Here is a 25,308-nt window from a genome sequence, read left to right as displayed (position 1 = left end):
TATATTTATTGTTATTCATATGGAACGACTTGATCTTGAACAACTTGGTTATCGATAACAACTTTATATCTGCCGCTTGAATTTGGTTGAATCACGAGATCAAACCTTTTCCTCGTTGTTTCTGTCATATCAAATGTTTCATAAGGTACTGAAAAGTCATGATTCATGTCATCTATAAAAATTTGCACGTGTTGTACTTGTTTTTCTTCCGGATTCCCTGTATAAACAACGGAAATATCGATCGTCACCGTTTTCGGCGGCTTTTCTTCTTTTCCTTTTGAAACAACAACATGGACAGTGGCACCCTTTTTTAAAGAAGTTCCGGGTTTTACGTCTTGACTAATCACGTTACCTTTAGGAATCGTATCATGGTATTGTTCTGTTGTTGTTATATTGATACCGGTCGCTTTCATATAATAATTTAAATCTTCTGTTGAATAATTCGTTAAATCTTTTAGTGAAATGCTTTGATCACCTTTACTTACAGTGAAAACTAAATCGGTATCTTCCGGAACAACCTTTTTACCGGGTGCGGGATTTTGATCAAGAATGATTCCTGCTTCCTTGTCACTGTATTCTTCATTTACCTCGATGCTTTTAAAATTTAACTCTTGTTCAGTTAATAATGCTTGAACCTCGTCAAATTGTTCTCCGCGATAATCTTCCATTTCTATTGTTTCTTTCCCGGTACTGACATAAATCGTAATTTTGCTGCCTTCCGCTTTCATACTCCCTGCTTTTGGATTTGTTTTTAAGACGTAATTTTCCCGAATCTTATCATCCGGCTTTTCAATCGTATCACCGATAACAAAATTGGCTTTTTCCAGTTCTTTAATGGCATCATCTAATTTCATATTGCGAACATCGGGAACTTTTACGTCTTTCGCACCAAAAACATCTGTTGTTAATACAAGAATACCCATTAAAATAATAAGTAGGGAAGTGAAAATTAATACAAACGGCCATTTTTTTCGTTTTTGTTTATTTCCCTTTTTTTTCTTTTTATCTTTCTTTCCTTTATCTTTTCCCGAATCATTATCAATCTTAAGCTCTTCCTTTGATTCTTTTGGTTCTTTTATAACCGGTATTACTTTTGTTGCTTCTTCATCTACAGGTAAAACAAATGGAGGCTCGTTGATACGTGACGGGTCAAGACAAGTAAGTAAATCAGCTTTAAACTCTTCAATGTCGTCATATCGGTAAAACGGATCTTTGGCCGTCGCCTTCAAAATAATATTTTCAACAGATTGTGGAATGGACGGATTCCAACTTCGCGGATGAGGAGTTTCAGTTTGCAAATGTTTCAGTGCGATGGAAACTGCCGATTCACCTGAGAATGGAAGTCTGCCTGTTAATAACTCAAATAAAACGATGCCCAAAGAGTAAATATCAGATTTTTTTGTTGCTACTCCGCCCCGAGCTTGCTCAGGAGAGATATAATGAACCGTTCCCAACACAGAATTCGTTTGGGTAATCGTTGTTGATGTCAAGGCAACTGCAATACCAAAATCCGTTATTTTCACATTTCCTTTTTTATCGATCAAAATATTTTGCGGTTTAATATCTCGATGGATAATATTATTTTGATGTGCATGACTAATTGCCGATGTGATTTGCAGTGTAATATCTATGACCTTTTCAATGGGTATGGGAAAATGATTTTGGATATATTGTTTTAAGGTTTCTCCATCAACATACTCCATGACAATATAATAAATGTTGTCTTCTTCACCGACATCATAAATATTAACGATATTCGGATGAACAAGACTTGTGGCAGATTGTGCTTCACGATGAAAGCGGCGAATAAGTTCATCATCATTGGCTAAATCGAGTCGTAAAACTTTGACGGCTACATCCCTCTCGAGAATCATATCACGAGCAAGATATACGTTGGCCATACCTCCCCCGCCAATATATTCGATGATCTTATATCGATCGTTTATTCGCTTGCCAATGAGCATGAATTATCACCTGCTTTCTCGCATTCGCTGTTATGTATGATTGCCAGTGTTATATTATCTTCGCCCCCATTATCATTGGCCAGTTGAATCAATTGATCTGCCTTATCTTCCAATTTTTCATCCAAACTAAGAATTTCGGCAATTTCTTTATCAGATACTTTATTAGACAAACCATCCGTACAAAGAATCAAATAATCACCTATATCAAAATCAACGGTAATTGTGTCAATGGTAACAGATGGTTCTGTCCCCAATGCCCTTAGTAATACATTTTTCCGTGGATGGTGTTCAGCATCTTCTTTTGAAATTTGTCCACTTTTGACCAGTTCATTGACTAATGAGTGATCATCAGTTAATTGACGAAATCCATGTTCATTTAATATGTAACAGCGGCTATCACCAATATGTGCGATAGAGACAAATTTATTTGTGCATAAAGCGGCAACTAAAGTAGTGCCCATTCCTTTACATTCAGGATTTTCGTTGGCATAGGTGTATATTTTTTCGTTGATCTCTTGAATGGCTTGTTGGAACCACATTTCCGTTTGGTCCGGGACTTCTGTATTCGGCGCATTGTTGTCCCACAAGTCTTGAATTAACTCAATTGTCATTTTACTAGCAACATCGCCGGCTAAATGGCCACCCATGCCATCAGCAACCACCGCCAACAGATGTCCTGAATGATTTGTAAAAATACCTACGTGATCTTCATTGTGATTTCTTACTTTTCCTCGATCCGTACGTTGGACAACCTTCATAATTTCACCTCGTTCATATGCCTTAACCAGTTTATTTATCTTCATTTTATACCTTCTATTTCAAAAGTTACACTTTCTTTTGAAAGCATGCAATATAAAAACCATCACTTTTTAAATACTGTGGCAAAATTTCGATCTCATGATGGTGTACAAACGGTCTAATCGCTTGCGGAACCCGCTCGTAAATTGTTTCATCGCCTGCAAAATCCGGATGTTCGGCTAAAAATTTTTCCGTTACGCTCTGATTTTCATCTTGGTCAACTGTACATGTACTGTATACCAATATTCCTCCCGGTTTGACAAGAGGGGCAGCTTGGTTTAATAACTCCAATTGCAGTTTTGTTAAATTTTTAATATCTTTTTCAGTTTTTGTATATTTCACATCCGGTTTTCTTTTCAGTACTCCGAATCCTGAACAAGGCGCATCAACTAATATACGATCAAAGGATTCTTTCTCAAAATGGGTCCCCATTTGGCGACTGTCCGTTTGCTTTGCTCGAATATTCGTTAATCCAAGTCTTGCCGCATTTTGATTAATCAGTTTCACTTTATGCTCATGCAGATCTAAGGCGATAATTTCTCCGGTATTTTCCATTCTTTCAGCCATATGTGTCGTCTTTCCACCGGGAGCAGCACAAGCATCTAGGATTTTTTCTCCTTTTTCCGGTGCCACAACGTACGCAACAATCATGGAACTTTCATCTTGCATCGTTAGTAAACCGTTTTGAAATGCGAGGGAGTGAACGAAATTACCTTTATCTGCTTTTACCGCCACCGGAATAGAAGAGCTTTTTTCAACCGAAATTCCTTCCTTACCAAGGGATTCAATCACATAATCCATATTCGTTTTCCACTCATTGATGCGAGCGGTTTGTTTTGCCGGCCGTACATTTTCTTCACACATTTGCTTTGTTTTTTCAAAACCATATTGTTGAACCCATCGCTCAACCAGCCATTTCGGATGACTTGTTTCAATTGAAAGACGTTCGATTGAATCTTGAATGGCGGCAAGAGGAGGAACACCTTCTCTTTGAATGGATCGTAAGACTCCGTTAACAAAGCCGCTAATACCTTTATTCCCCCGCTTCTTAGCAATTTGAACAGCTTCATTAATAATGGCATGATCCGGTATTTTATCAAGATAGACCATTTGATAGACAGATAATCGTAACAATTGTCGTACCCAGGAATCAATCCGCTTTTGTTTTTTAATAAAAGGATTGAGAAAAAAATCAAGGGTTATTTGCCGCTGCAATGTTCCGTAACAAAGTTCTGTTAATAAGGCGGCATCCATACTGGAATATTTGTTTTTATTGATCGTATTGTTTAAAACAAGATTGCTGTAAGCTCCGTTTTTTTCAACAAATTCCAGGATATCCAGAGCCGCTTCCCTTACCTTTTTACTCATCTTCTACCCCCAGTATACTTCTTTCTAAATCAGGTTTTCCAAGTAAAAATTGTGCGGCCGGCATTCGTTTTTTTCCCGCAGGTTGTAGTTCAGTAATTTTAATAGCGGTTGAATTTCCGGTTGCCACGATAAATCCGTCCTTTTCAACGGCAACAATAGTCCCGGGCTGTTCGATCTTTGGACGCGGCTGTTTTTCGCCCCACCAAATTTTAATCGGTTTCCCGTCTAATGTCGTATACGCAACCGGCCACGGGTTGAGACCGCGAATGTGATTATAAATTTCTTCTCCGGTCTTATGCCAATCAATTTTTTCCTGCTCATGTTTTATGTTTGGGGCAAAAGTGGCTTCACGATCATCTTGTTTGATTGGTGTAATCTCTCCGTTTAACAGTTTCGGTAACGTATCACTTAATAAATCGGCCCCTGCTTCACTAAGTTTATCATGAAGCGTACCAACCGTGTCTCTTTCTGCAATGGGTACTACCGTTTGCGCTAAAATGTCGCCGGCATCTAATTTTTCAGCCATATACATAATCGTAATCCCTGTCTTTTCTTTTCCCTGAATAATGGCATAATGAATGGGGGCTCCGCCTCTTAACTCGGGCAGTAAGGAAGCATGGACATTGATACAACCGTATGTTGGAGCATCAAGCAATTTTTTTGGTAAAATTTGACCATATGCCGCAGTAATGACCAAATCGGGATATAAATTTAATATAGCCTGAAGTGATGCTTCATCCCGCAGTTTTTCCGGTTGAAAAACAGGAATGCCGTGTTGTTCTGCCGCAATCTTAACCGGTGGCGGTGTCATCGTTTTTTTACGACCAACAGGACGATCCGGTTGGGTTACAACACCAATCACTTCATAGCCGTCTGTTAATAGCCGGTTGAGAATCGGTACGGAAAAATCTGGTGTACCCATAAAAACAACTTTTACCATTTTCATCCATTCCTTTCACCTTACATTTACATCATTGAATAAGGATTTAAATCAATTGATATATGAAGACCTCGTTTGACTTGATCTTCCTGAAAATGTTCCAATACCTGCTTTAATGTTGAGATTAGGTTCGGTTCATTTTTGTATTTTATCAAACACTGATAACGATATCTATTTTTGATTTTTAGAATCGGTGAGACTGCCGGACCAAGGATGAGGGTTTCTCCTTTTCCGTCTGCAAGTTGTCCCCGAACAAATGAAGTAATTTTTTCTATGACCGTATACGTATATTGCAAGTTTTCATGGCTCACATTGATCAGTGCTAAGTAATAAAACGGTGGATATTGCCCGCGTTTTCTTATCATCATTTCATACTGGTAGAATGTTAAATAATCATGTTCTTTTGCAAAATTAATACTGTAATGTTCAGGTGTATATGTTTGAATAATGACTTCTCCGGGCAAGTCGTGACGCCCGGCCCGGCCACTTACTTGTGTCAGCAATTGAAAAGTTCTCTCGCTTGATCGGAAATCCGGAATATGTAGAGAGCTGTCAGCCGATAATACCCCCACTAAAGTAATGTTGGGAAAATCAAGTCCTTTCGCAATCATTTGTGTTCCTAGTAAAATATCTGCTTTTTTTTCTTGAAAAGCTGTCAACAATTTTTCATGTGATCCTTTCCTGGTGGTTGTATCAACATCCATTCGAATGACCCGGGCTTCCGGTAAAATTCTTCCAAGCTCTTCTTCTACTTTTTGTGTCCCGGTACCAAAAAAGCGAATATGATTGCTCGAACATTCCGGACATTGTTTAGGCGTACGCATTTCAAAACCGCAATAATGGCATTTTACTTGATCAGTCACTTTATGATAGGTTAAGGAAATATCGCAATTTGGACATTTCAACACATAACCGCAGTTTCGACACATAACAAAAGATGAATAGCCCCGGCGATTTAACATTAAGACAATCTGTTCAGATCTTTCCAAGCGCAACCGCATTTTTTCCAACAAAGCAGTAGAAAACATTGAGCGATTTCCCGTTCTCAGTTCCTCCCGCATGTCAACAATTTCGACAACAGGCAGTTGGGAGTTGTTCATTCGTTTTTCCATAGTTAATAGGTGATATACCCCTTTTTGAGCTCTGGCGAAAGATTCCAAAGACGGTGTCGCACTGCCCAAGACAACAGGACATTGATGATTTTTGCCCCGCTCAATCGCCACATCCCTTGCATGGTATCGGGGATTGTCTTCCTGCTTATAACTTGTCTCATGTTCTTCATCAATGATAATAATCCCGATATTTTCAAACGGAGCAAATATTGCCGAACGGGCACCAACGACGACTTGTACTTCTTTTCGCTGAATTTTCCGCCACTCGTCATATTTTTCACCAAGCGATAGTCCGCTATGGAGGACAGCTACTTTGTTTCCAAATCTTCCTTTAAAACGTTCTACCATTTGCGGGGTAAGAGAAATTTCCGGAACAAGGACAATGGCTTCTTTTCCATTCTTCATGACCTTTTCAATCGACTGTAAATATACTTCTGTTTTACCGCTGCCCGTTACACCGTGAAGCAGAAACACTTCATGAGTGGAATGTTCAATGGAATCAAGAATTGGTTTGATGACAAGCTCTTGTTCATCTGTTAAAGGCAATGCTTTCGTTTCTCGAAATTTTTTATTTTGATAAGGGTCACGATATTCCTCATACTCTTCTTTTTTCAACAGACCTTTACTAACCAGTTGATTTAATGATGAACGGGCGTTGGGAACTTTTGTTTCAATCTGTTTTACCGTATGGGAGGCAAAATTTTGCAAATATATATTCACTACTTGTAACTGCTTTTTACCGGTAAGGTTCAATTGATTTAGTTTATTTAAAAATTGAGCTTGATCCGAAAACGGCACATAGTAAATATTTTTCTTTTTATTTCCTTTATTTTTAATTTCATATGAAACATCAAATAAACCTGCCCGTGCTTGTCGATACAAATAGGATGACGGTACGAGCTTTTCCGCATCTTTCCAGTTTACTTTTTTCTGTTTCAAAAAGAGAGGTTCCAGTTCCTTTGGCAATTCCCCGATTTCTCGATCCTTCGCTAACGTTATATATTTGTCATACTTTGCTTTTAACGCAGGTGGCAACATGACTTGATAGGCGGAAATTTTTAAGCAAAGTGTTTCATTAGCCAAAAATTCCCCCAACTGTAAAAGTTCCTGATTAAGAACAGGTTCAATATCCATTGGTTCGATAATTTCTTTTAAACCGGATATGGTGGATTTTTCTTTAAAAGCAATAACAAAACCTTGAACCTGCCTGTTGCCAAAAGGGACAATGACGCGCATGCCCACTTCCAAATTATCCTTTAATTCATCAGGAATCAAATAATCAAATGACCGATCCGTTTGTGCGGTTGGTACATCAACGATTACACTTGCAATTCTATTCATACTACTCGCCCTTTTTTGCTTCATATGCTTCTTTTAAAATTTCATATGCGACTTCATGTTTCGTTAATTTAGGAAGTTGTTTCTTTTCATTGTTCGCTTTATAAAAGGTTACTATATTCGTATCCGTTCCGAACCCGGCCCCTTCTTGCATGACATTATTGGCGACGATCATATCCGCATTTTTACTCTGTAATTTTTGTTTCGCGTATTCTTCAACATGATTCGTTTCAGCAGCGAACCCAATTAAAAATTGAGCTTTTTTTCTTTTTCCTAATTCTGCTAAAATATCGACTGTACGTTCCAATTCGATGACAAGTTCCTGTGATTGTTTTTTCATTTTTTGTTGAAAGATTTTTTTCGGCCGGTAATCACTGACAGCGGCAGACTTAATAACAATATCGGCTTCATCAAAATACTGCAGAACCGCTTCATACATCTCCTCAGCACTTTCAACCCGGATGATCTGTACTCCGACGGGCGGTTTCAGGCTCACCGGTCCGGAAATAAGGATCACATTTGCCCCCAAATATTGCGCCACTTCGGCAATCGCATAGCCCATCTTTCCCGATGAATAATTAGATAAATAACGAACCGGATCAATCTTTTCTCGGGTTGGACCGGCGGAAATTAACACCGTCTTTCCTCGTAAAAATTGTTGCTTATTTTGAACAAAAAATGTTTTTACATGCTCAACAATGATTTCAGGTTCTTCAAGCCTTCCTTTGCCAACATACCCGCAAGCTAAATAACCTTCACTCGGCTCGATAAAATGATATCCGAATGATTTCAAACGCGCTATATTTTCTTGGACAACGGGGTGATTATACATATGAACATTCATGGCCGGTGCAATAAATACAGGTTTCTCTGTAGCGAGTAAAGTCGTCGATACCATATCATCTGCAATCCCGTTTGCCAATTTTCCAATGATATTCGCTGTCGCCGGTGCAATTACAATGACATCCGGCCAATCGGCTAAGTCAATATGAGCAATTTTTGCCGGGTCTTTTTCATCAAAAGTATCTGTATATACATCATTTCGGGAAATCGCCTGAAAAGATAAAGGCATAACAAATTTTGTCGCATTTCCTGTCATCATTACTTTCACATCAAAACCATTTTGCGTTAGTTTACTTGTTAACTGGACGGCTTTATATGCAGCAATTCCGCCGGATACACACAACAATACTTTTTTCTGCATGTTTTTACCTCTTTTCACTGAAAGTTTCTTTTCAAAAAGGTTGATTCAATTTTAGATGAATTGCATGTCACGAATGATGTTACCCGAGCAATGATTACCTTTGTACAATCATACCATAAAAATAAAATGTAAAAATAGAGAAGTGCTATTAGAATAAAGAAAACTTGGGCGTCCAAATTTATATATTCTTTAATGTATAAAAGGAAGAAAGCAATCGGTACATCCGATTGCTCCACTCTTTTATCTGAATTTTTTAAAAAACCTTGGTGCCTTTTTTATTCTGCATCTTTCACTAAAACGCCGTCGTTAATTTCCTCTAATGCTTTTCCGACATTTTTTTGGGAAACGTAATGATCTAGTTGGTAATCATTCAATTCTTGCATTTGCCGGGCACGTTTTGAAGCAATGGTGACCAACAAATATTTCGAGTTTACTTTTTCCAATAAAGAATCGATCGAAGGATATAACATTTAATCTACCCCCAGTAATTTTTTTATTCTTTTTTCTATTCGGGTTCGCCGACAATGTTCAGCGATAACGATGGCTTTTATTTTTTTTACGGCATGATCAACCCGATCATTTTCAATAACATAATCATATAAATTCATCATTTTTAATTCTTCACGAGCAACAAGCATCCGATTTTTGATTAATTCATCAGATTCCGTTCCCCTCGTTTTGATCCGGTTCTCCAATTCACTCAAACTTGGTGGAATTAAAAAGATAAATAAACCATCAGGGAATTTTTCCCTTACTTGTTTTGCGCCTTCTACTTCGATCTCAAGAAATACATCTTTTCCTTCTGATAAAGTATCTTTTACATATTGAACAGGCGTTCCGTAGTAATTTCCGACATACTCGGTATATTCAAGCAGTTCCCCATCTTGAATCATTTGTTCAAATTGCTCTCTCGTTTTAAAAAAGTAATCGACTCCATCAATTTCACCTGGTCTCATCGGTCGTGAAGTTGCTGAAATAGAATATTCAAAACTAATATCCGGCTCAGAAAATACCGCTTTTCTTACCGTTCCTTTCCCGACTCCGGACGGACCGGAAAGAACAATTAACAATCCCTTATCTGTTTCCATTGTTTCACCTGCCCTAAATAATCATTGATAAAAAACACTAATATTATGTATGGTTTATATTTATAAACGATAAAATATGGATCATTCAATATTTTGAACTTGTTCCCGAATTTTTTCAATAATACTTTTCAATTCAACTACTTTATTGGTTATATTCGCATGATTTGCTTTTGCTGCGATTGTATTGACTTCCCGATTCATCTCCTGGACAAGAAAATCACATTTTCGCCCAATCGGTTCCATAGAGTTAAGCGATTTTCGAAATTGATTTATATGACTATTTAAACGCGTTAGCTCTTCGGAAATATCAATTTTATCTGCAAATATGGCGACCTCTGTCAGCACCCTTGTTTCATCAAAAAGACCACTGGTATATTCGCATATTTTTTTTCGAAGTTTTTCCTCATATTCAACTTTTACAATTGGTGCCGCCTCGAAAATTTCTTGAACAAATGAATCCATTAATTCCAAGTAGTTGGCAATTTCATTTTGTAAAGCTTTCCCCTCTATGATCCGCATCTTCCGTAATTGCTGGACAGCCTCTTCCACTGCAATGATAATGGTATTTTCCATTTCCGGGTTGACGACTTCTTGTTCAATTACGGAAATAAGACCATCATGTTGCAAAAAGTGGGTAATCCCGATTTCTTCATGTAGTTGATAACGTTCCTTTAAATTGTTTATGAATTGATAATACTCGTCCAGAAGATTCCAGTCAATATGTAATCCACGATTTGTCGGCACGGATGTGGAAATATTAATGGAACAATCAACACGGCCACGTACGACATATTGTTGACATATTTTTTTAATTTTCTCTTCCAATTTTAGTAATGGCTGCGGAATTCGGGTATGGAAATCGAAATACCGGTGATTGACTGAGCGAATTTCAACAACAATCCCGTCTCTCTCACTCCTGCCAAAACCTGTCATACTCATTACCATAACATCACCTTTTCCATAAAAGCAACTATATTAATGTATAAAGAAAACTCGGCGATTGCTGAGCCTTTAGGCGAGAGCAGAGCCGCAAGAGCACTTATGCGTTAGGAAAGTAGAAATTGAAAAATTTATACTTTCCTATTAGCTAAAAAAAGAAAGGAAATTGGTTGAATCCAGATTCCCTTTCGTTATTATATCACATTCTCTATTTTTTTCTTATAAATAATGAACCTGCAAGTAAAAATGTTGGAATAGCTGCCATTGCCAAAATCAACAACCAGTCTGTCGGAACAATTGCCACGGTATGGAAAACCGTTTGCAGCGGCGGAAAATAAATCACAATAATCATTAAAACCACACTGGATAGAACTGCCCAGACTAAATACGGATTGCCAAACGGATTTCTCGCAAAAATAGAATGCTCACTGCGGCAATCAAAAACATGAATCAACTGGGCTAACACAAGGGTAGCAAAGGCGACCGTTTGCGCATATTCTAAATGATCCGGGTTTTGTTTATATGCAATAAGAAATGCCAGTAAAGTAGCCACGCCGATTAAAAATCCCCGCGAAATCACCTTCCAGCCAAGTCTCCTTGCAAACACACCTTCTTTCGGATGTCTTGGTTTTCTCTTCATCACATCTCCCTCAGGTTGATCGAGTCCTAATGCCATTGCCGGCAGTCCATCCGTTACCAGGTTTACCCATAGAATCTGAATCGGAACAAGTGGCAAAGGTAATGCCAGAATCATGGCAAATAACATGACCAATATTTCCCCAACATTAGAAGCGAGTAAGTAGCGAATGAATTTACGAATATTTTCATAAATATTGCGCCCTTCATGGATCGCCGCTTTAATTGTTGCAAAATTATCATCGAGTAAGATTAATGCCGAAGATTCTTTTGCAACATCCGTCCCGGTTATGCCCATTGCAATACCGATATCGGCCGCTTTAATTGCCGGGGCATCGTTTACCCCGTCACCGGTCATTGCGACGATATGGCCTTTATTTTGCAGTGCTTTGACTATTTTTAATTTATGTTCCGGTGAGACGCGTGCAAAAACGGAAACATTATCGACAATCTCATCCAATTCCTTAAGCGACATCGACTCCAACTTCCTGCCTTCCAAAACAAAGTCGTCTCTATTTAAAATCCCAAGTTGTTCCCCTATTGCCCGAGCTGTTATCACATGGTCCCCGGTAATCATCACCGTTTTTATACCGGCTGCTTTACATTCTTGGATTGCTGCTTTCACCTCAGGTCTAGGCGGATCGATCATGCCTTGTAAACCGATAAAAACCAATTCATTTTCCACTTCTGCCTCATGATTGAATAACCGGTTTGGAACCGGCTTATAGGCAACGGCAATCGTTCGGAGTGCTTGTGAAGCAAGGCGTTCGACCGTTGTTTGCAGCCTATTAGTCCAAATTTGCGACATATATTGTTTTTTTCCACCAACATATACTGACTCACTTAAGCTGATTAAAATATCGGGAGCGCCTTTCGTAATTGCAAAACGATGTCCTTTTTTATCTTCCACAATGACCGTCATCATTTTTCTAGAAGAATCAAACGGAAACTCTTGAATAATGCGATATTCCTGCAATAAATGATCTCTTGACAAACCTGCTTTCATCCCGGAAACGAGCAAAGCACCTTCAGTCGGATCCCCGTCAACGTGATATTTACCTTTTTCCTCTATCAAAGCTGCATGATTACAAAGCATACTAAAACTCAATAATTTATAAAAATGGTCATCTTGGGCAGGATTCATTGTTTGATTATTTCGAGTAAAATGGCCTTGTGGTTCATACCCTTGTCCTGAAACGGTCCAAGTTTGATCATTTGCCCATAAATGTGTAACCGTCATTTTATTTTGGGTCATTGTTCCGGTTTTATCGGAGCAAATGACCGAAGCACAGCCTAATGTTTCAACAGCCGGAAGTTTTCGGACAATCGCATTTTTCTTAATCATCCGTTGCACACCAAGTGATAAGGCGATCGTCACAATTGCCGGAAGCCCTTCTGGAATCGCCGCAACAGCTAGTGAAACACCGGATAAAAACATCGTATACAAATCATGGCCTTGCCAAACTCCGATTGCGACAACGAGTAAAGTTAAAACCAAAGCAACGACAATTAATATTTTCCCGAGTTGTTCAAGTCTTCTTTGCAATGGGGTTTGTAAGTTTTGTTCGGTTTGCAATAAATCAGCAATTTGCCCCATTGCTGTTTTCATACCAGTTCCAATGACAACCCCTTTTCCGCTTCCCCTCGTCACCATGGTACCCATGAAAGCCATATTGTTCAGATCCCCGAGACCGATATTTTCGCCATGAATTGGTGCAATTTCTTTAACTGCGGGGACGGATTCACCGGTTAAGGCCGATTCCTCAATTTCTAAACTACTTATTTCGAATAAACGGATGTCCGCACTAATCCTGTCACCACTGGCAAAACGGAGAATATCACCCGGGACAATTTCTTTAGAAGGGATTTTTTCCCACTTACCACCCCTTAATACGGTTGCCATTGGGGCAGAAAGTTCTTTTAATGCCTCCAGTGATTTTTCTGCTTTTCGTTCCTGAAAAAAGCCTAAAATCCCGTTTACAAATACGATAAGAATGATCGCAATTGCATCAATATATTCACCTAAGATTCCGGATATCAGTGTGGCGACTAATAGAACGATTACCATAAAATCTTTAAATTGGCTAAAAAATAAAAGCAATGCCGATTGCTTTTCCGCTTCTTGTAATTCATTGAATCCGAACTGTTTCCGTCTTATTTTGATTTCTTCGTTCGTCAATCCGTTTTTAAAAGACGTTTGAACGGCCTTTTCCACTTGTTCGGGACTCATCTCATGATATTTCAACGCAATCGATTCCTCCATTCCCTATTGTAATTGTTGTCAATCGCTAAGCCAGTTTGTTTTCTCATTAAAGATTATTCATCCTTGTCCTAAAAAATGCTATACTTGTGAAAGATTCCATTTTGTAAAGAAAATCGGGTTTATTTACCTTGGTAGTCGTATACAATCGAAATCGAGATAAAATTTGAAAAGGGTGTTATTTATGTCTTTTGACGGATTATTTACATATGTTATGACACATGAATTAGCTTCCGTCTTAAATGGCGGACGCATTTTGAAAATACATCAACCATTTTTAAATGAAATTGTATTAACAGTCCGGGCCCGGGGGAAAAATGAAAAGTTACTTTTATCTGCACACCCATCCTATGCCAGGGTCCAATTAACTGAAGAAGAATATGAGAACCCGGCTACCCCTCCCTTGTTTTGTATGTTGTTAAGGAAACATTTGGAAGGACATATTATTGAAGACATCTACCAAAAAGAGATGGACCGGATCATCATCTTTAAAATTAAAGGCAGGAACGAAATCGGGGATTTATCCTATAAACATTTAATTATTGAAATTATGGGGCGACATAGTAATATCATTTTAATTGATGCTGATAAAGAGGTAATTCTTGATAGTATTAAGCACATTTCCTATGCAGTTAACCGGTATCGTGCCATTTTACCGGGGCAACCATATATTTGGCCACCTGCTCAAGGAAAATTAAATCCGTTTCTTTGTAAGGAGGAAGATATTCTAAAACAGATTGATTTCAATAGCGGGAAACTGGACAAGCAACTTGTTAACCAATTCAGTGGAATTTCTCCGTTGTTTGCCAAAGAAGTTGTCCATCGGGCAGGGCTTGCCAACCGGATAACGGTACCGAAAGAATTTATTGCTTTAATGAAAAAGGTGCAAAAACGCGAAATATTACCGACAATGATAACAGGAAACCAAAAGGAATATTTTTATATGTTTCCGCTAGAACATATCCCGGGAGAAAAGAAATCATTCCCGACTTTAAGCAAATTATTGGATGCCTATTATTTCGGCAAGGCACAAAGAGATCGTGTGAAACAAATCAGCGGTGATATTGAAAAACGGATCAAAAATGAAATCGATAAAAACAAAGGGAAACTCGAAAAATTACAAGAAACGATGGAAGAAGCGGAAAACAGCTCGATTTATCAATTATATGGAGAATTGTTAACAGCCCATATGTATGCCGTTCAAAAAGGTATGGAGCAAATTACGGTTGAAAACTATTATGATGAAAATAAACCGGTCGATATTCCGTTAAATCCTAATAAAACTCCATCTGAAAATGCCCAAATGTATTTTCAAAAATACCAAAAAAGTAAGAAGGCAATCATACATGTTCAGGAGCAAATGGAAAAGGCAAAAGAGGAGTTGTTGTATTTAGAGAACATTTTGCAACAATTAGAGAGTGCCGCTCCAAAAGATATAGAAGAAATAAAAGAAGAATTGGCCGAACAAGGCTATATTCGTTTGCGGCAGAAAAAAACGGTGAAAAAACAAAAAACGCAACCGGAATTGGAAAAATACGAGGCGGCGGACGGCACTTCCATTCTTGTTGGAAAAAATAATAAACAAAATGATTATTTAACGATGAAGCTGGCTCATAAAGAAGATATTTGGTTGCACACAAAAGATATTCCCGGCTCACATGTTGTCATTCGGAGCGGAAATCCATCAGAGGAAACGATTGAACAAGCAGCCGTTCTCGCAGCCTATTTTAGTAAAGCACGTGCCTCAAGCAGGGTTCCCGTTGATTGTACAAAAGTGAAATATGTCAGAAAACCAAACGGAGCGAAACCCGGATTTGTTATTTATGATCATCAACAAACAATCTTTGTGACACCAAAAGCTGAACTTGTAGCAAAATTAAAGAAAAGGAGCTGATTATCCGGCTCCTTTGTTCTGTTCTTTGTTTGGATTTATCCGATCTGATAAAACTTCCCGTCTGCTAATCAGTCATGCTCAACATTTTTAGTCAGCCGATAACACGTACTAATTCCCCATTCTTTCGGATTTTCCCGCCACTTCATAACAAATGCTACATTGTCTTCCGTTAAATAGCCTTTCTTGACGGCGGTATCAATTAATGTAGAAAAATTAGAAAGGGAGTAATAAGGAACATTGGCTTCACGACACTCCTCCTCCGCCTCAATCAATTGATATGTAAAGATGGAAACGATCCCTAAAACTCGGCAACCTGCTTCTTTCAAAAGATTTGCTGCCTGAATTGAACTTTTCCCTGTGGAAATTAAATCCTCAATGACTACCACTTTTTGTCCCGTTTGAACCGGACCTTCAATCTGGTTCTTTTTCCCATGTCCCTTTGAACTTGAGCGTACATAACACATTGGGAGACTTAAAAGATCACTGACCCAAGCAGCATGTGGGATACCGGCAGTTGCAGTTCCGGCAATCAATTCCACTTCAGGAAAATGCGATTCAATTAACCCCGTCAAGCCTTTTGCAACTTCTTTCCGTAATTCAGGATAACCTAAAATCAACCGGTTATCACAATAAATTGGGGATTTTATTCCTGAAGTCCAAACAAACGGTTCATTCGGGTTTAGTGAAACAGCTTTAATTTCTAACAATTTTTCAGCTACCATCGTTTCGGTAATCATACACCAATCAACTCCCATTGTTGTTTAATCTTTAAAAATGTTTCATATGGATCGTGACTTTCGGTAATGGACCGGCCAACGACAATTGCTGACGCTCCTGATTGTCTCGCTTGTTTAGGTGTGGCAACGCGTTTTTGATCACGGACATCATCATTTTCCAAACGAATACCGGGAGTAATAATCAAAAACTCTTCACCGAGATGCCTAATGATCGGGGCTTCATGAACAGAACTAATCACACCATCCAATCCGCTTTGTTTAGCCAATTTTGCATAATGATAAACGGATTGTTCAAGGGTTGATAAAACCAGTTGTTCCTTTTGCATCTGCCATTCTGATGTACTTGTTAATTGGGTAACGGCAACACATTTCGGCCTCTTTTGACCGGCTCCGGTTCCTTGATCCAACCCTGCTAAAGCCGCTTTCATCATTTCGGTTCCACCGGCTGCATGAACAGTGACAAGATCCACGCCTAACCGGGCAATTCCTTTCATGGCCCGTCCGACCGTATTCGGAATATCATGGAGTTTTAAATCAAGAAATATAGAATGGCCCATTCCTTTTATTTGCTGAACAATAGCCGGCCCCTCCCGGTAAAACAATTCCATTCCCACTTTCACAAAAAGAGGTTCATCCGGGAATTTACGTAAAAAGTGAAAAACTTCTGCGCCAGAAGGAAAATCAAGGGCAATGATAACCGGATATTCCATGTTTCCAACTCCTTCCACAAACATCTGAAATATGATCAATATTCAATTTTTCTAATAATTGTTCCAAATCGGTAATGATTTTCGGGCAAATAAACGGATCAATTAGATTTGCGGTACCGACAGCAACGGCACTTGCACCGGCATAAATAAATTCAAGGGCATCTTCCGCACTGGAAATGCCACCCATGCCAATAATTGGGATATTTACTGTTTGACTTACTTCATAGACCATCCTGATGGCGATCGGCTTAATTGCCGGACCGGATAATCCCCCGGTTATATTGGCTAAAATCGGCTTTCCTGTTTTCATATCCAAGCGTAATCCTGTCAACGTATTAATCATCGTAATTCCGTCCGCTCCACCATCTTCTACGGCTTTAGCCATTAAGCGAATATCCGTCACATTAGGCGATAATTTTACGTAGACAGGCACACGGGATACATTTTTCACACGTTTCGTTACTTCCTTTGCTACATCAGGAACCGTCCCGAAGGCGATCCCTCCGTGTTTTACATTTGGACAAGAGATATTAAGTTCAAGGGCATGAACATTTGGCGCCTCAGAAATTTCTTTTGCAACTGAAACATAATCTTCAACTGTTGAACCGGCAATATTTGCAATAATTGGCACATCAAATTGACTTAACCATGGCAATTCTTCTTCCATTACCTTTTTCAGTCCGGGGTTTTGTAGTCCGATGGCATTTAACATCCCACCCGGCGTTTCTGCAACGCGCGGTGTTGGATTTCCATAACGCGGTTCAACTGTTGTTGCTTTGATCATAATCGCCCCAAGGATACTTAAATCATAGAATTCGGCAAATTCCCGACCAAAACCAAAACATCCGGAGGCGGGCATGATTGGATTTTTCAGTTGCAAACCAGGTAAAGCTACCGAAAATCGATTCATAAAATCACCTCCCCTGCTTGAAATACAGGACCATCACTGCAAATTTTCCGATACCCCTTTTTGTCTTCTCTATCTTTTGTTGGCCTAATGCAAGCGAAACAAGCACCAATCCCGCAAGACATTCGTTCTTCTAATGAGAGATACACTTCTTTTTCCGGGAATTTTTGTTCCAACGCTTTTAACATCGGGGTCGGTCCACAGGCATATAACCGGTCAAAATCAAAATTTTGTTTTTTTAACACATCGGTTACGAAACCTTTTTCCCCATAGGAACCATCATCAGTAACGATATAAGTAACACCAAGCCGTTGAAACTCCTTAGTAAGAAAAACGGCACTTTTTGTTTGAAAGCCGAGTACATGGATGACTTGAATGTCTCTGTTTCTCAATTGTTTCGATAGCTCATATAAAGGCGGAACACCGATCCCGCCACCGATTAATAAGGCTACCTTCCCGCTTTTCATTTGAACCGGAAATCCGTTACCGAGCGGACCAAGTACATTTATATACTCACCTTGCTGTTTTTTGCTAAGCCAAGTTGTGCCTTTCCCTTCCGTCCGATAAATACATGTCATGATTTGATTTTCACGATCAATCTCACAAATACTGATCGGTCTGCGGAGAAGTGGATCAATCCCTTCTCCGACTTTCATATGAACAAATTGACCGGGTCTTTCAATCTCAGAAACTAGTTTTCCTTGTAAAATCAATTGAAAAATATTTTTAGCAATTTCTTTCTGGCTAACGATTTTCATTTCACCAATTTTCTTCAAACTTCAATCATCTCCTTGGCGTGCACCTTTTCTTGTTTCATTGAATCAACGGAGAAGACAAGTGATTCAAGTACCTTTAAAATCGCCCATGCTGTATCAAGGGAAGTCAGACATGGAACCGCATTTTCCACCGATTCTCTACGGATTCGGAAACCGTCTCGGGCAATTTCTTTCCCTTTTGTCATCGTATTAATGACGAGTTGCGCTTGCCCGGTTCGGATGATATCCAATAAATTATTTGTGCCGCTGCTTTCTACTTTTTCCACTTCTTCTACAGGAATGTTTTTTGTTTTTAAATACATTGCCGTTCCTTTTGTTGCCAGGATCCGGTAACCGATTTGGTGGAATCTTTTGGCCAACAGACCGGCTTCTTCCTTATCCTTATCCGCCACTGTTAATATGACCGATCCGTGCGTATGCATGTTCATTCTTGAAGCGACCAGACCTTTATAAAGTGCTTTTTCTAATGTGTAATCTTTCCCCATCACTTCGCCGGTAGACTTCATTTCCGGTCCTAAAGAAATATCGACATTTTTTAGTTTCGCAAACGAAAAGACAGGTACCTTTACATAGACCCCTTCTTTTTCCGGAATGAGCCCGGTCGGCAGATGTAAGTTTTTTAACGTATTTCCTAAAATGACTTTCATGGCTATTTTGGCCATCGGTATATTCGTTATTTTACTTAAAAATGGAACTGTCCGGCTTGACCTCGGATTTACTTCAATGACAAACACATTTTCGCCGCTAACCACAAATTGGATATTAATAAGCCCGATAATATGTAAGGAATGTGCCAGTTTCATAGTATAATCAACAATTTTTTCTTTTACGGCAGCGGATAAATTTTGTGACGGATAAACGGCGATTGAATCCCCTGAATGGACACCGGCACGTTCAATATGTTCCATAATCCCCGGGATTAAGACATTCGTTCCATCTGAAATGGCATCCACTTCAATTTCTTTTCCGGTAATATAGCGATCGATCAGAACCGGTTGATCCGGATTCACATTGACGGCATTTTCCATATAATGTAATAACTCTTGTTTATGATAAACAATTTCCATCGCTCTTCCGCCAAGTACATAAGACGGCCGAACCAATACCGGATACCCAATCTCATCGGCAATTTCAACTGCTTCAGCAATACTTAATGCTGTACTTCCTTTTGGCTGGGGAATGTTGTTCATTTGTAAAGTTTCCTCAAATTTTTTCCGATTTTCCGCACGATCGACATCTTCCAATTGAGTTCCTAATATGTTTACCCCATGTTCGACTAATTGATTTGCTAAATTAATCGCTGTTTGCCCGCCAAATTGAACAACTACTCCTTTTGGCTGTTCCACTTCAATAACATGCATGACATCTTCAATCGTTAACGGTTCGAAATAAAGCTTATCGGAAATACTAAAGTCTGTTGATACAGTTTCCGGGTTATTATTTATGATGATTGCTTCATAACCGGCTTCTTTAATTGCCCATACAGAATGAACCGTTGCATAATCAAATTCAACCCCTTGACCAATCCGAATCGGCCCTGAACCGATCACGAGGATGCTCTCCCGGTCGGTTTTTACGGATTCATTTTCTTCTTCATATGTCCCGTAATAATACGGCGTGGTTGCTTCAAACTCGGCAGCACAAGTATCAACCGTTTTATAAACCGGCATGATGCCATATTTTTTTCTCAATTGATATACATCGATTTCCGGCATATTCCAAAGTTTTGCGATGATTTTATCGGAAAAACCTTTTTCCTTCGCTTTTCTTAACCGTTCAATATCGAAAACATTTTCGTTCAATTCTTGCTCTAATTCGATGATTTTCTTAAACTTATGCAGGAAAAATAAGTCAATCCCGCTCCATTCATGTATCTCATCAATATGAATGCCCCGTTTTAATGCCTCGCCAATATAAAAGAGCCGCTCATCATCCGCTTGTCGAATCTTTTCTGCTAAACAGTCATTCGTTAATTTTTCAAATGCATCGATTGTTATATGGTAAACACCCGCTTCCAAGGAACGAACCGCCTTAAGTAAAGATTCTTCAAACGTCCGTCCAATGGCCATAACTTCTCCGGTAGCCTTCATTTGGGTACCTAGTGTTCTTGTTGCCGATTCGAACTTATCGAACGGAAACCGCGGTATTTTCGTTACAACATAATCCAGTGCCGGTTCAAACATCGCATATGTTTTCCCGGTAACCGGATTGATCATTTCATCCAATGTTAAGCCGACCGCAATCTTACTGGCAATTTTGGCGATCGGATAACCGGTTGCTTTCGAAGCGAGAGCAGACGACCTACTAACTCGCGGATTTACTTCAATGATGTAATACTGAAAACTATTTGGGTTCAGAGCAATTTGTACATTACAACCCCCTTCAATTTCCAGAGCACGAATGATTTTCAAGGAAACATTGCGTAATAATTGATATTCTCTGTCCGACAACGTTTGGCTCGGTGCAACAACAATCGAGTCACCGGTATGGATTCCGACCGGGTCGATGTTTTCCATATTACAAACGACAATCGCTTGGTCTTTGCTGTCACGCATTACTTCATATTCAATCTCTTTAAAACCTTTAATACTTCTTTCCAGTAAAACTTGATGAACAGGACTTAATTTTAAGCCGTTTGAAACAATCTCGATTAAATCATTTTCGTTCTCACAGATCCCTCCGCCTGTGCCGCCTAATGTGAAAGCCGGGCGGACAATGACCGGATAACCGATTTCTTTAACAAATGCATAGGCTTCATCCAAATTATGGACAATCATGCTTTCCGGTACCGGTTCACCAATTTCATTCATTAATTCCCGAAACAATTCCCGATCTTCTGCTTTTTCTATTGAAGACAATTTTGTCCCTAAAATTTCGACATCATATTGTTCGAGGATACCGGATTTGGATAATTCAACTGCTAAATTTAAGCCGGTTTGTCCGCCTAATGTTGGAAGGAGTGCATCCGGTCGTTCTTTTCGAATAATACGCGTGATAAAATCAGCGGTTAAAGGTTCCATATAAACGACATCGGCAATTTCTGTATCGGTCATGATCGTTGCCGGATTGGAATTAACAAGGATCACCCGATATCCTTCTTCTTTTAAAGCTAAACATGCTTGCGTACCCGCATAATCAAATTCAGCAGCCTGCCCAATAATAATCGGACCGGAACCGATGACTAAAATCGACTTAATATCTGTACGTTTCATGACCCGCTTCCTCCCATTTTTGAATCAATTCGATAAATTGATCGAATAAATCATTGGCATCTTCCGGACCCGGGGCGCTTTCCGGATGATATTGAACGGAAAACGCCGGATATTTTTTATGTTTCAACCCTTCTACTGTTCCGTCATTTATCGCAATATGAGTAATTTCCAGATTCGTATTTTTTACAGAATCGAGTGACACTGCATAGCCATGGTTTTGCGACGTTAAAATGACTTTTCCGGTTCTGACATCTTTAACCGGGTGATTGGCTCCGCGATGACCGAATTTCAGTTTTTCCGTATCAGCCCCATTTGCTAAAGCCAATAATTGATGACCTAGACAAATTCCGAAAAGCGGAACTTGACCAAGTAATTCTTCCACCATTTTGACGGCATACGGAACATCTTTCGGGTCCCCGGGTCCGTTCGATAACATCACGCCATCCGGATGTAAAGCCAGTATCTCTTTACTTGTTGTGTTATGAGGAACAACAATGACATGACAATTTCGATGTGTTAATTCCCTGAGAATTCCGTGTTTCATCCCAAAATCAACCAAAACGACACGATAGCCCCGGCCCGGACTCGGAAAAATTTGCTTGGTTGAGACGGTTGATACAAGGTCGTTTGCCGCCTTTTCGTGTTGCAGTCGATCAATCACTTCATCTTTGTTTACATCGATCCCGCATAACATCCCACGTAATGTACCGAATTGACGAATTTTCCTCGTTAATTTACGCGTATCAATCCCTTGCAAACCGGGGATATTTTTTGCTTTACAATAAGTGTCAATGGTCATTTGACTGCGAAAATTTGAAGGGTAGTCAGCCGCTTCTTTAACAATCAATCCTTTAATTGCCGGTTGAAATGTTTCAAAATCTTCATGATTCACCCCGTAATTTCCGATTAACGGATATGTCAATGTTACAATTTGTCCGGCAAAAGAAGGGTCAGTAATAATTTCTTGATAGCCGGTCATGCCGGTATGAAAAACAACTTCTCCGATTGAGTCATTATTTGCTCCAAAAGCCTCGCCAATAAAAATCGTTCCGTCTTCTAAAATTAATTGTCTTTTCAATGATGAACACGCTCCTTCTCCCAGACAACTTCGCCCGAAACAATGGTTGCTTGCGGCCAACCTTTACATGTCCAACCGGCAAACGGTGTATTTTTTCCTTTCGATACAAAAGTAGCCGGATCAATCGTCTCCTCTTGTTTCCAATCAATAAGAACTAAGTCAGCCACATTTCCTTCCGCCAATTTTCCATATGGCAAGTTGAAAATATCTGCCGGTTTTTTTGTTAAGAAATCAACCAACTGTTTTAGTGATAGCACCCCTTTTTCAACAAAATTTGTATAGAGAAGGGGAAAAGCTGTTTCCAAGCCGACGATGCCAAACGGCGCTTTTTCCATTCCTTGACGTTTTTCTGACTCACTATGTGGCGCATGGTCAGTGGCAATTAGATCAATGGTTCCGTCAAGCAGGCCTTCAATAAGTGCTTCCTGATCAGCCCGACTTCTTAACGGCGGATTCATTTTATAATTCGTGTCATTACCCGGAATATCGTCTTCACATAATAACAGGTGATGGGGGGAGACTTCCGCTGTCACATGAATGCCTGCTCTTTTTGCGTCGCGGACAATTCTCACAGATTCTTTCGTACTAATATGACAAACATGGTAATGACAGCCGGATTGTTCAGCGAGCAAAACATCTCTGGCAATCTGAACCGATTCGGCAAGGGAAGTAATCCCTTTTAGACCAAGCCGTTTATCAACTTTCCCTTCATGGACGACACCACCTTGTACAAGGGACATATCTTCACAATGGGCGACAATGGCTTTATTTACTTTTGCCGCCTCCCTCATCGCTTGATACATTCTTTCTGCCGTTTGAATGCCAACCCCGTCATCAGTAAAAGCAAACGCACCCGCTTCTGCCAATTCTTTAAAATGATTCAGTTGGTCGCCCGCCAGTCCTTTTGTGATCGAACCGTATGGAAGAACGCGAACTTTTCCTGTCTCTTGGATTCGTTTTTTTAACCATTGAATCTGTTCTTTTGAATCCGGAACCGGGTTGGTATTCGGCATGGCACATATCGTTGTGAAACCGCCTTTTGCTGCAGCTTTTGTACCGGTTTCTATCGTTTCTTTATGTTCCCCGCCCGGTTCCCGCAGATGAACATGGACATCAATAAATCCCGGGCTCACGAATAATCCGTTCGCATCGATTACTTTTTCTGCTTGATCCTCCCCTGAAAGATGTTCCGAAATTTTTACAATTTGTCCGTTGTCAATATACAGATGTTTCTTTTCCAATGAACCATTTTCATTAATTAGCAATCCGTTTTTTATAATGAGTTTCATATATTTTCTCCCCTTCATTTTGTTGCTGTATCGCCCGTTTCAATACACTCATTCGGATAAACACGCCATTTTCCATTTGTTTAAAAATCCGTGATCTGTTACATTTAACAAGTTCAGAAGCTATTTCCACATCGCGGTTGACCGGTGCCGGATGGAGGATAATGCTATGCTTTTTCATCCTTTTTTCTCTTTCCAAGGTAAGTCCAAATGTTTGATGATATTCCTCCTTCGTCAGAGAAGAAATCATTTTATGCCTTTCATGTTGGATTCTTAGTAACATCACGACATCAGCCTGTTCGATGGCTTCATCGATAGACAAGTATGTTCCTTGTTTAATGATTGATTCATCAAACCAATCAACCGGCCCGGAGAAACTGACTTTCGCCCCTAATCTTGTTAATGCATCTGCATTCGAACGGGCCACCCTGCTATGGCGAATATCCCCGATGATTGCCACATGTAACTGGTCCAAGCGACCAAATTCTTGTTTTATTGTCAACAGATCAAGTAATGATTGGGTCGGATGGTGGCCGCAACCATCACCGCCATTAATAATAGGGATATGAATCGTTTTAAGTTCATCAAAATAGCGTTCTTTTTCATGGCGAATGACGACAGCAGAAACACCGACGGCCTCCAATGTTTTCACCGTATCATACAAACTTTCCCCTTTAAGCACGCTTGATGAACCTGCGTCAAACGGGATGACTTGAAACCCAAGTTTTCGCTCAGCCACTTCAAAACTGCATTTTGTCCTGGTACTTGGTTCAAAAAACATATTCGCTACAAAGGTTTGATTTTCCGGTTGCCAAGTTTTCCCTTTTGAAAATTCATCAGCTTCGTGTAAAATTGCCAGAATTTCTTCAGTTGATAATTGATCCATCGTTAATAAACTTTTCATTGAATCTCCCCCCTTGATTCATTAAGAAACATTTAGTATAAAAAAACCTCTTTCCAGTATATGGAAAGAGGTAAATGAGTAGCGTTGCATTCACAGCCTGAAGCAGGTTCTACTTCCGACTGACACTCAGCCTTCCCCTTTCCAGCCTCTCTGGACT

Annotated in this window: 19 protein-coding genes; 1 reads left to right on the top strand and 18 read right to left on the bottom strand. The window is 39.5% G+C overall.

Annotation, left to right across the window (positions count from 1 at the left end; genetic code table 11):
* Positions 1–11: 11 nt before the first annotated feature.
* The 10 genes from pknB to NSQ14_RS07595 form a co-directional block, all read right to left on the bottom strand.
* Positions 12–1,964, bottom strand: a complete 1,953-nt coding sequence (gene pknB, locus NSQ14_RS07640) for a Stk1 family PASTA domain-containing Ser/Thr kinase (RefSeq protein ID WP_034769689.1) — start codon at positions 1,962–1,964, stop codon at positions 12–14.
* Entirely contained in the window at positions 1,943–2,722 is a 780-nt protein-coding gene (locus tag NSQ14_RS07635; protein WP_034769861.1) for a Stp1/IreP family PP2C-type Ser/Thr phosphatase, read from the bottom strand. The genes pknB and NSQ14_RS07635 overlap by 22 nt, the downstream gene beginning before the upstream one ends.
* Positions 2,723–2,789: 67 nt before the next feature.
* Positions 2,790–4,130, bottom strand: a complete 1,341-nt coding sequence (gene rsmB, locus NSQ14_RS07630; protein ID WP_041903205.1) for a 16S rRNA (cytosine(967)-C(5))-methyltransferase RsmB — start codon at positions 4,128–4,130, stop codon at positions 2,790–2,792.
* The gene (gene fmt / locus NSQ14_RS07625) at positions 4,123–5,070 is read right to left on the bottom strand and encodes a methionyl-tRNA formyltransferase (RefSeq protein WP_227138737.1); all 948 of its coding nucleotides are present in this window, start codon (positions 5,068–5,070) and stop codon (positions 4,123–4,125) included. The genes rsmB and fmt overlap by 8 nt, the downstream gene beginning before the upstream one ends.
* Positions 5,071–5,096: 26 nt before the next feature.
* On the bottom strand, positions 5,097–7,523 hold the full coding sequence (priA, locus tag NSQ14_RS07620; RefSeq protein ID WP_346217054.1) for a primosomal protein N': 2,427 nt from the start codon (positions 7,521–7,523) through the stop codon (positions 5,097–5,099).
* A 1-nt stretch (position 7,524) separates the two neighbouring features.
* Complete coding sequence (gene coaBC / locus NSQ14_RS07615) at positions 7,525–8,724, bottom strand: bifunctional phosphopantothenoylcysteine decarboxylase/phosphopantothenate--cysteine ligase CoaBC (protein WP_328186694.1); 1,200 nt, start codon at positions 8,722–8,724, stop codon at positions 7,525–7,527.
* Between the two features lie 275 nt (positions 8,725–8,999).
* On the bottom strand, positions 9,000–9,194 hold the full coding sequence (gene rpoZ / locus NSQ14_RS07610; RefSeq protein ID WP_034769680.1) for a DNA-directed RNA polymerase subunit omega: 195 nt from the start codon (positions 9,192–9,194) through the stop codon (positions 9,000–9,002).
* The gene (gene gmk, locus NSQ14_RS07605) at positions 9,195–9,812 is read right to left on the bottom strand and encodes a guanylate kinase (RefSeq protein ID WP_034769677.1); all 618 of its coding nucleotides are present in this window, start codon (positions 9,810–9,812) and stop codon (positions 9,195–9,197) included.
* Between the two features lie 81 nt (positions 9,813–9,893).
* The gene (locus tag NSQ14_RS07600) at positions 9,894–10,757 is read right to left on the bottom strand and encodes a YicC/YloC family endoribonuclease (RefSeq protein ID WP_346217053.1); all 864 of its coding nucleotides are present in this window, start codon (positions 10,755–10,757) and stop codon (positions 9,894–9,896) included.
* 202 nt (positions 10,758–10,959) lie between these two features.
* Positions 10,960–13,632 (bottom strand): calcium-translocating P-type ATPase, SERCA-type, encoded by a 2,673-nt coding sequence (locus NSQ14_RS07595; RefSeq protein WP_041848609.1) that lies wholly within the window; start codon positions 13,630–13,632, stop codon positions 10,960–10,962.
* 199 nt (positions 13,633–13,831) lie between these two features.
* On the opposite strand from NSQ14_RS07595, the gene NSQ14_RS07590 reads away from it, so the two are divergent.
* Entirely contained in the window at positions 13,832–15,541 is a 1,710-nt protein-coding gene (locus NSQ14_RS07590; RefSeq protein WP_034769670.1) for an Rqc2 family fibronectin-binding protein, read from the top strand.
* Between the two features lie 68 nt (positions 15,542–15,609).
* On the opposite strand, the gene pyrE is transcribed toward NSQ14_RS07590, so the two are convergent.
* Genes pyrE through NSQ14_RS07550 form a run of 8 tightly spaced genes read right to left on the bottom strand, consistent with a single transcriptional unit; the run spans position 15,610 to position 25,151 of the window.
* Positions 15,610–16,278 (bottom strand): orotate phosphoribosyltransferase, encoded by a 669-nt coding sequence (gene pyrE, locus NSQ14_RS07585; protein WP_235819437.1) that lies wholly within the window; start codon positions 16,276–16,278, stop codon positions 15,610–15,612.
* Positions 16,275–16,988 (bottom strand): orotidine-5'-phosphate decarboxylase, encoded by a 714-nt coding sequence (gene pyrF / locus NSQ14_RS07580; RefSeq protein ID WP_034769668.1) that lies wholly within the window; start codon positions 16,986–16,988, stop codon positions 16,275–16,277. The genes pyrE and pyrF overlap by 4 nt, the downstream gene beginning before the upstream one ends.
* The gene (locus tag NSQ14_RS07575) at positions 16,960–17,898 is read right to left on the bottom strand and encodes a dihydroorotate dehydrogenase (RefSeq protein WP_041848612.1); all 939 of its coding nucleotides are present in this window, start codon (positions 17,896–17,898) and stop codon (positions 16,960–16,962) included. The genes pyrF and NSQ14_RS07575 overlap by 29 nt, the downstream gene beginning before the upstream one ends.
* The gene (locus NSQ14_RS07570; protein WP_034769856.1) at positions 17,895–18,653 is read right to left on the bottom strand and encodes a dihydroorotate dehydrogenase electron transfer subunit; all 759 of its coding nucleotides are present in this window, start codon (positions 18,651–18,653) and stop codon (positions 17,895–17,897) included. The genes NSQ14_RS07575 and NSQ14_RS07570 overlap by 4 nt, the downstream gene beginning before the upstream one ends.
* Positions 18,654–18,667: 14 nt before the next feature.
* Positions 18,668–21,883, bottom strand: a complete 3,216-nt coding sequence (gene carB, locus NSQ14_RS07565) for a carbamoyl-phosphate synthase large subunit (protein ID WP_034769663.1) — start codon at positions 21,881–21,883, stop codon at positions 18,668–18,670.
* Positions 21,864–22,961: a carbamoyl phosphate synthase small subunit gene (locus tag NSQ14_RS07560; protein ID WP_346217052.1), complete on the bottom strand. Its 1,098-nt coding sequence runs from the start codon at positions 22,959–22,961 to the stop codon at positions 21,864–21,866. The genes carB and NSQ14_RS07560 overlap by 20 nt, the downstream gene beginning before the upstream one ends.
* Positions 22,958–24,250 carry a dihydroorotase gene (locus tag NSQ14_RS07555; RefSeq protein ID WP_041846643.1) on the bottom strand — a complete coding sequence of 431 codons (1,293 nt, stop codon included), beginning with the start codon at positions 24,248–24,250 and terminating at the stop codon, positions 22,958–22,960. Before NSQ14_RS07555 ends, NSQ14_RS07560 begins: the two co-directional genes overlap by 4 nt.
* Positions 24,216–25,151: an aspartate carbamoyltransferase catalytic subunit gene (locus NSQ14_RS07550; RefSeq protein WP_034769656.1), complete on the bottom strand. Its 936-nt coding sequence runs from the start codon at positions 25,149–25,151 to the stop codon at positions 24,216–24,218. The genes NSQ14_RS07555 and NSQ14_RS07550 overlap by 35 nt, the downstream gene beginning before the upstream one ends.
* Positions 25,152–25,308: the final 157 nt, after the last annotated feature.

The organism is Caldifermentibacillus hisashii, assembly GCF_039654145.1.
In the GTDB taxonomy this organism is placed as follows: domain Bacteria; phylum Bacillota; class Bacilli; order Bacillales; family Caldibacillaceae; genus Caldifermentibacillus; species Caldifermentibacillus hisashii.
This window is presented reverse-complemented; position numbering and strand designations above follow the sequence as displayed.

Coding starts and splice junctions, on each gene's coding strand:
- pknB (WP_034769689.1), bottom strand. CDS start 1,964: ATGCTCATTGGCAAGCGAATAAACGATCGATATAAGATCATCGAATAT.
- NSQ14_RS07635 (WP_034769861.1), bottom strand. CDS start 2,722: ATGAAGGTTGTCCAACGTACGGATCGAGGAAAAGTAAGAAATCACAAT.
- rsmB (WP_041903205.1), bottom strand. CDS start 4,130: ATGAGTAAAAAGGTAAGGGAAGCGGCTCTGGATATCCTGGAATTTGTT.
- fmt (WP_227138737.1), bottom strand. CDS start 5,070: ATGGTAAAAGTTGTTTTTATGGGTACACCAGATTTTTCCGTACCGATT.
- priA (WP_346217054.1), bottom strand. CDS start 7,523: ATGAATAGAATTGCAAGTGTAATCGTTGATGTACCAACCGCACAAACG.
- coaBC (WP_328186694.1), bottom strand. CDS start 8,724: ATGCAGAAAAAAGTATTGTTGTGTGTATCCGGCGGAATTGCTGCATAT.
- rpoZ (WP_034769680.1), bottom strand. CDS start 9,194: ATGTTATATCCTTCGATCGATTCTTTATTGGAAAAAGTAAACTCGAAA.
- gmk (WP_034769677.1), bottom strand. CDS start 9,812: ATGGAAACAGATAAGGGATTGTTAATTGTTCTTTCCGGTCCGTCCGGA.
- NSQ14_RS07600 (WP_346217053.1), bottom strand. CDS start 10,757: ATGGTAATGAGTATGACAGGTTTTGGCAGGAGTGAGAGAGACGGGATT.
- NSQ14_RS07590 (WP_034769670.1), top strand. CDS start 13,832: ATGTCTTTTGACGGATTATTTACATATGTTATGACACATGAATTAGCT.
- pyrE (WP_235819437.1), bottom strand. CDS start 16,278: ATGATTACCGAAACGATGGTAGCTGAAAAATTGTTAGAAATTAAAGCT.
- pyrF (WP_034769668.1), bottom strand. CDS start 16,988: ATGGAATATCCGGTTATCATTGCCCTTGATTTTCCTTCTGGCGCAGAA.
- NSQ14_RS07575 (WP_041848612.1), bottom strand. CDS start 17,898: ATGAATCGATTTTCGGTAGCTTTACCTGGTTTGCAACTGAAAAATCCA.
- NSQ14_RS07570 (WP_034769856.1), bottom strand. CDS start 18,653: ATGAAAATCGTTAGCCAGAAAGAAATTGCTAAAAATATTTTTCAATTG.
- carB (WP_034769663.1), bottom strand. CDS start 21,883: ATGAAACGTACAGATATTAAGTCGATTTTAGTCATCGGTTCCGGTCCG.
- NSQ14_RS07555 (WP_041846643.1), bottom strand. CDS start 24,250: ATGAAACTCATTATAAAAAACGGATTGCTAATTAATGAAAATGGTTCA.
- NSQ14_RS07550 (WP_034769656.1), bottom strand. CDS start 25,151: ATGAAAAGTTTATTAACGATGGATCAATTATCAACTGAAGAAATTCTG.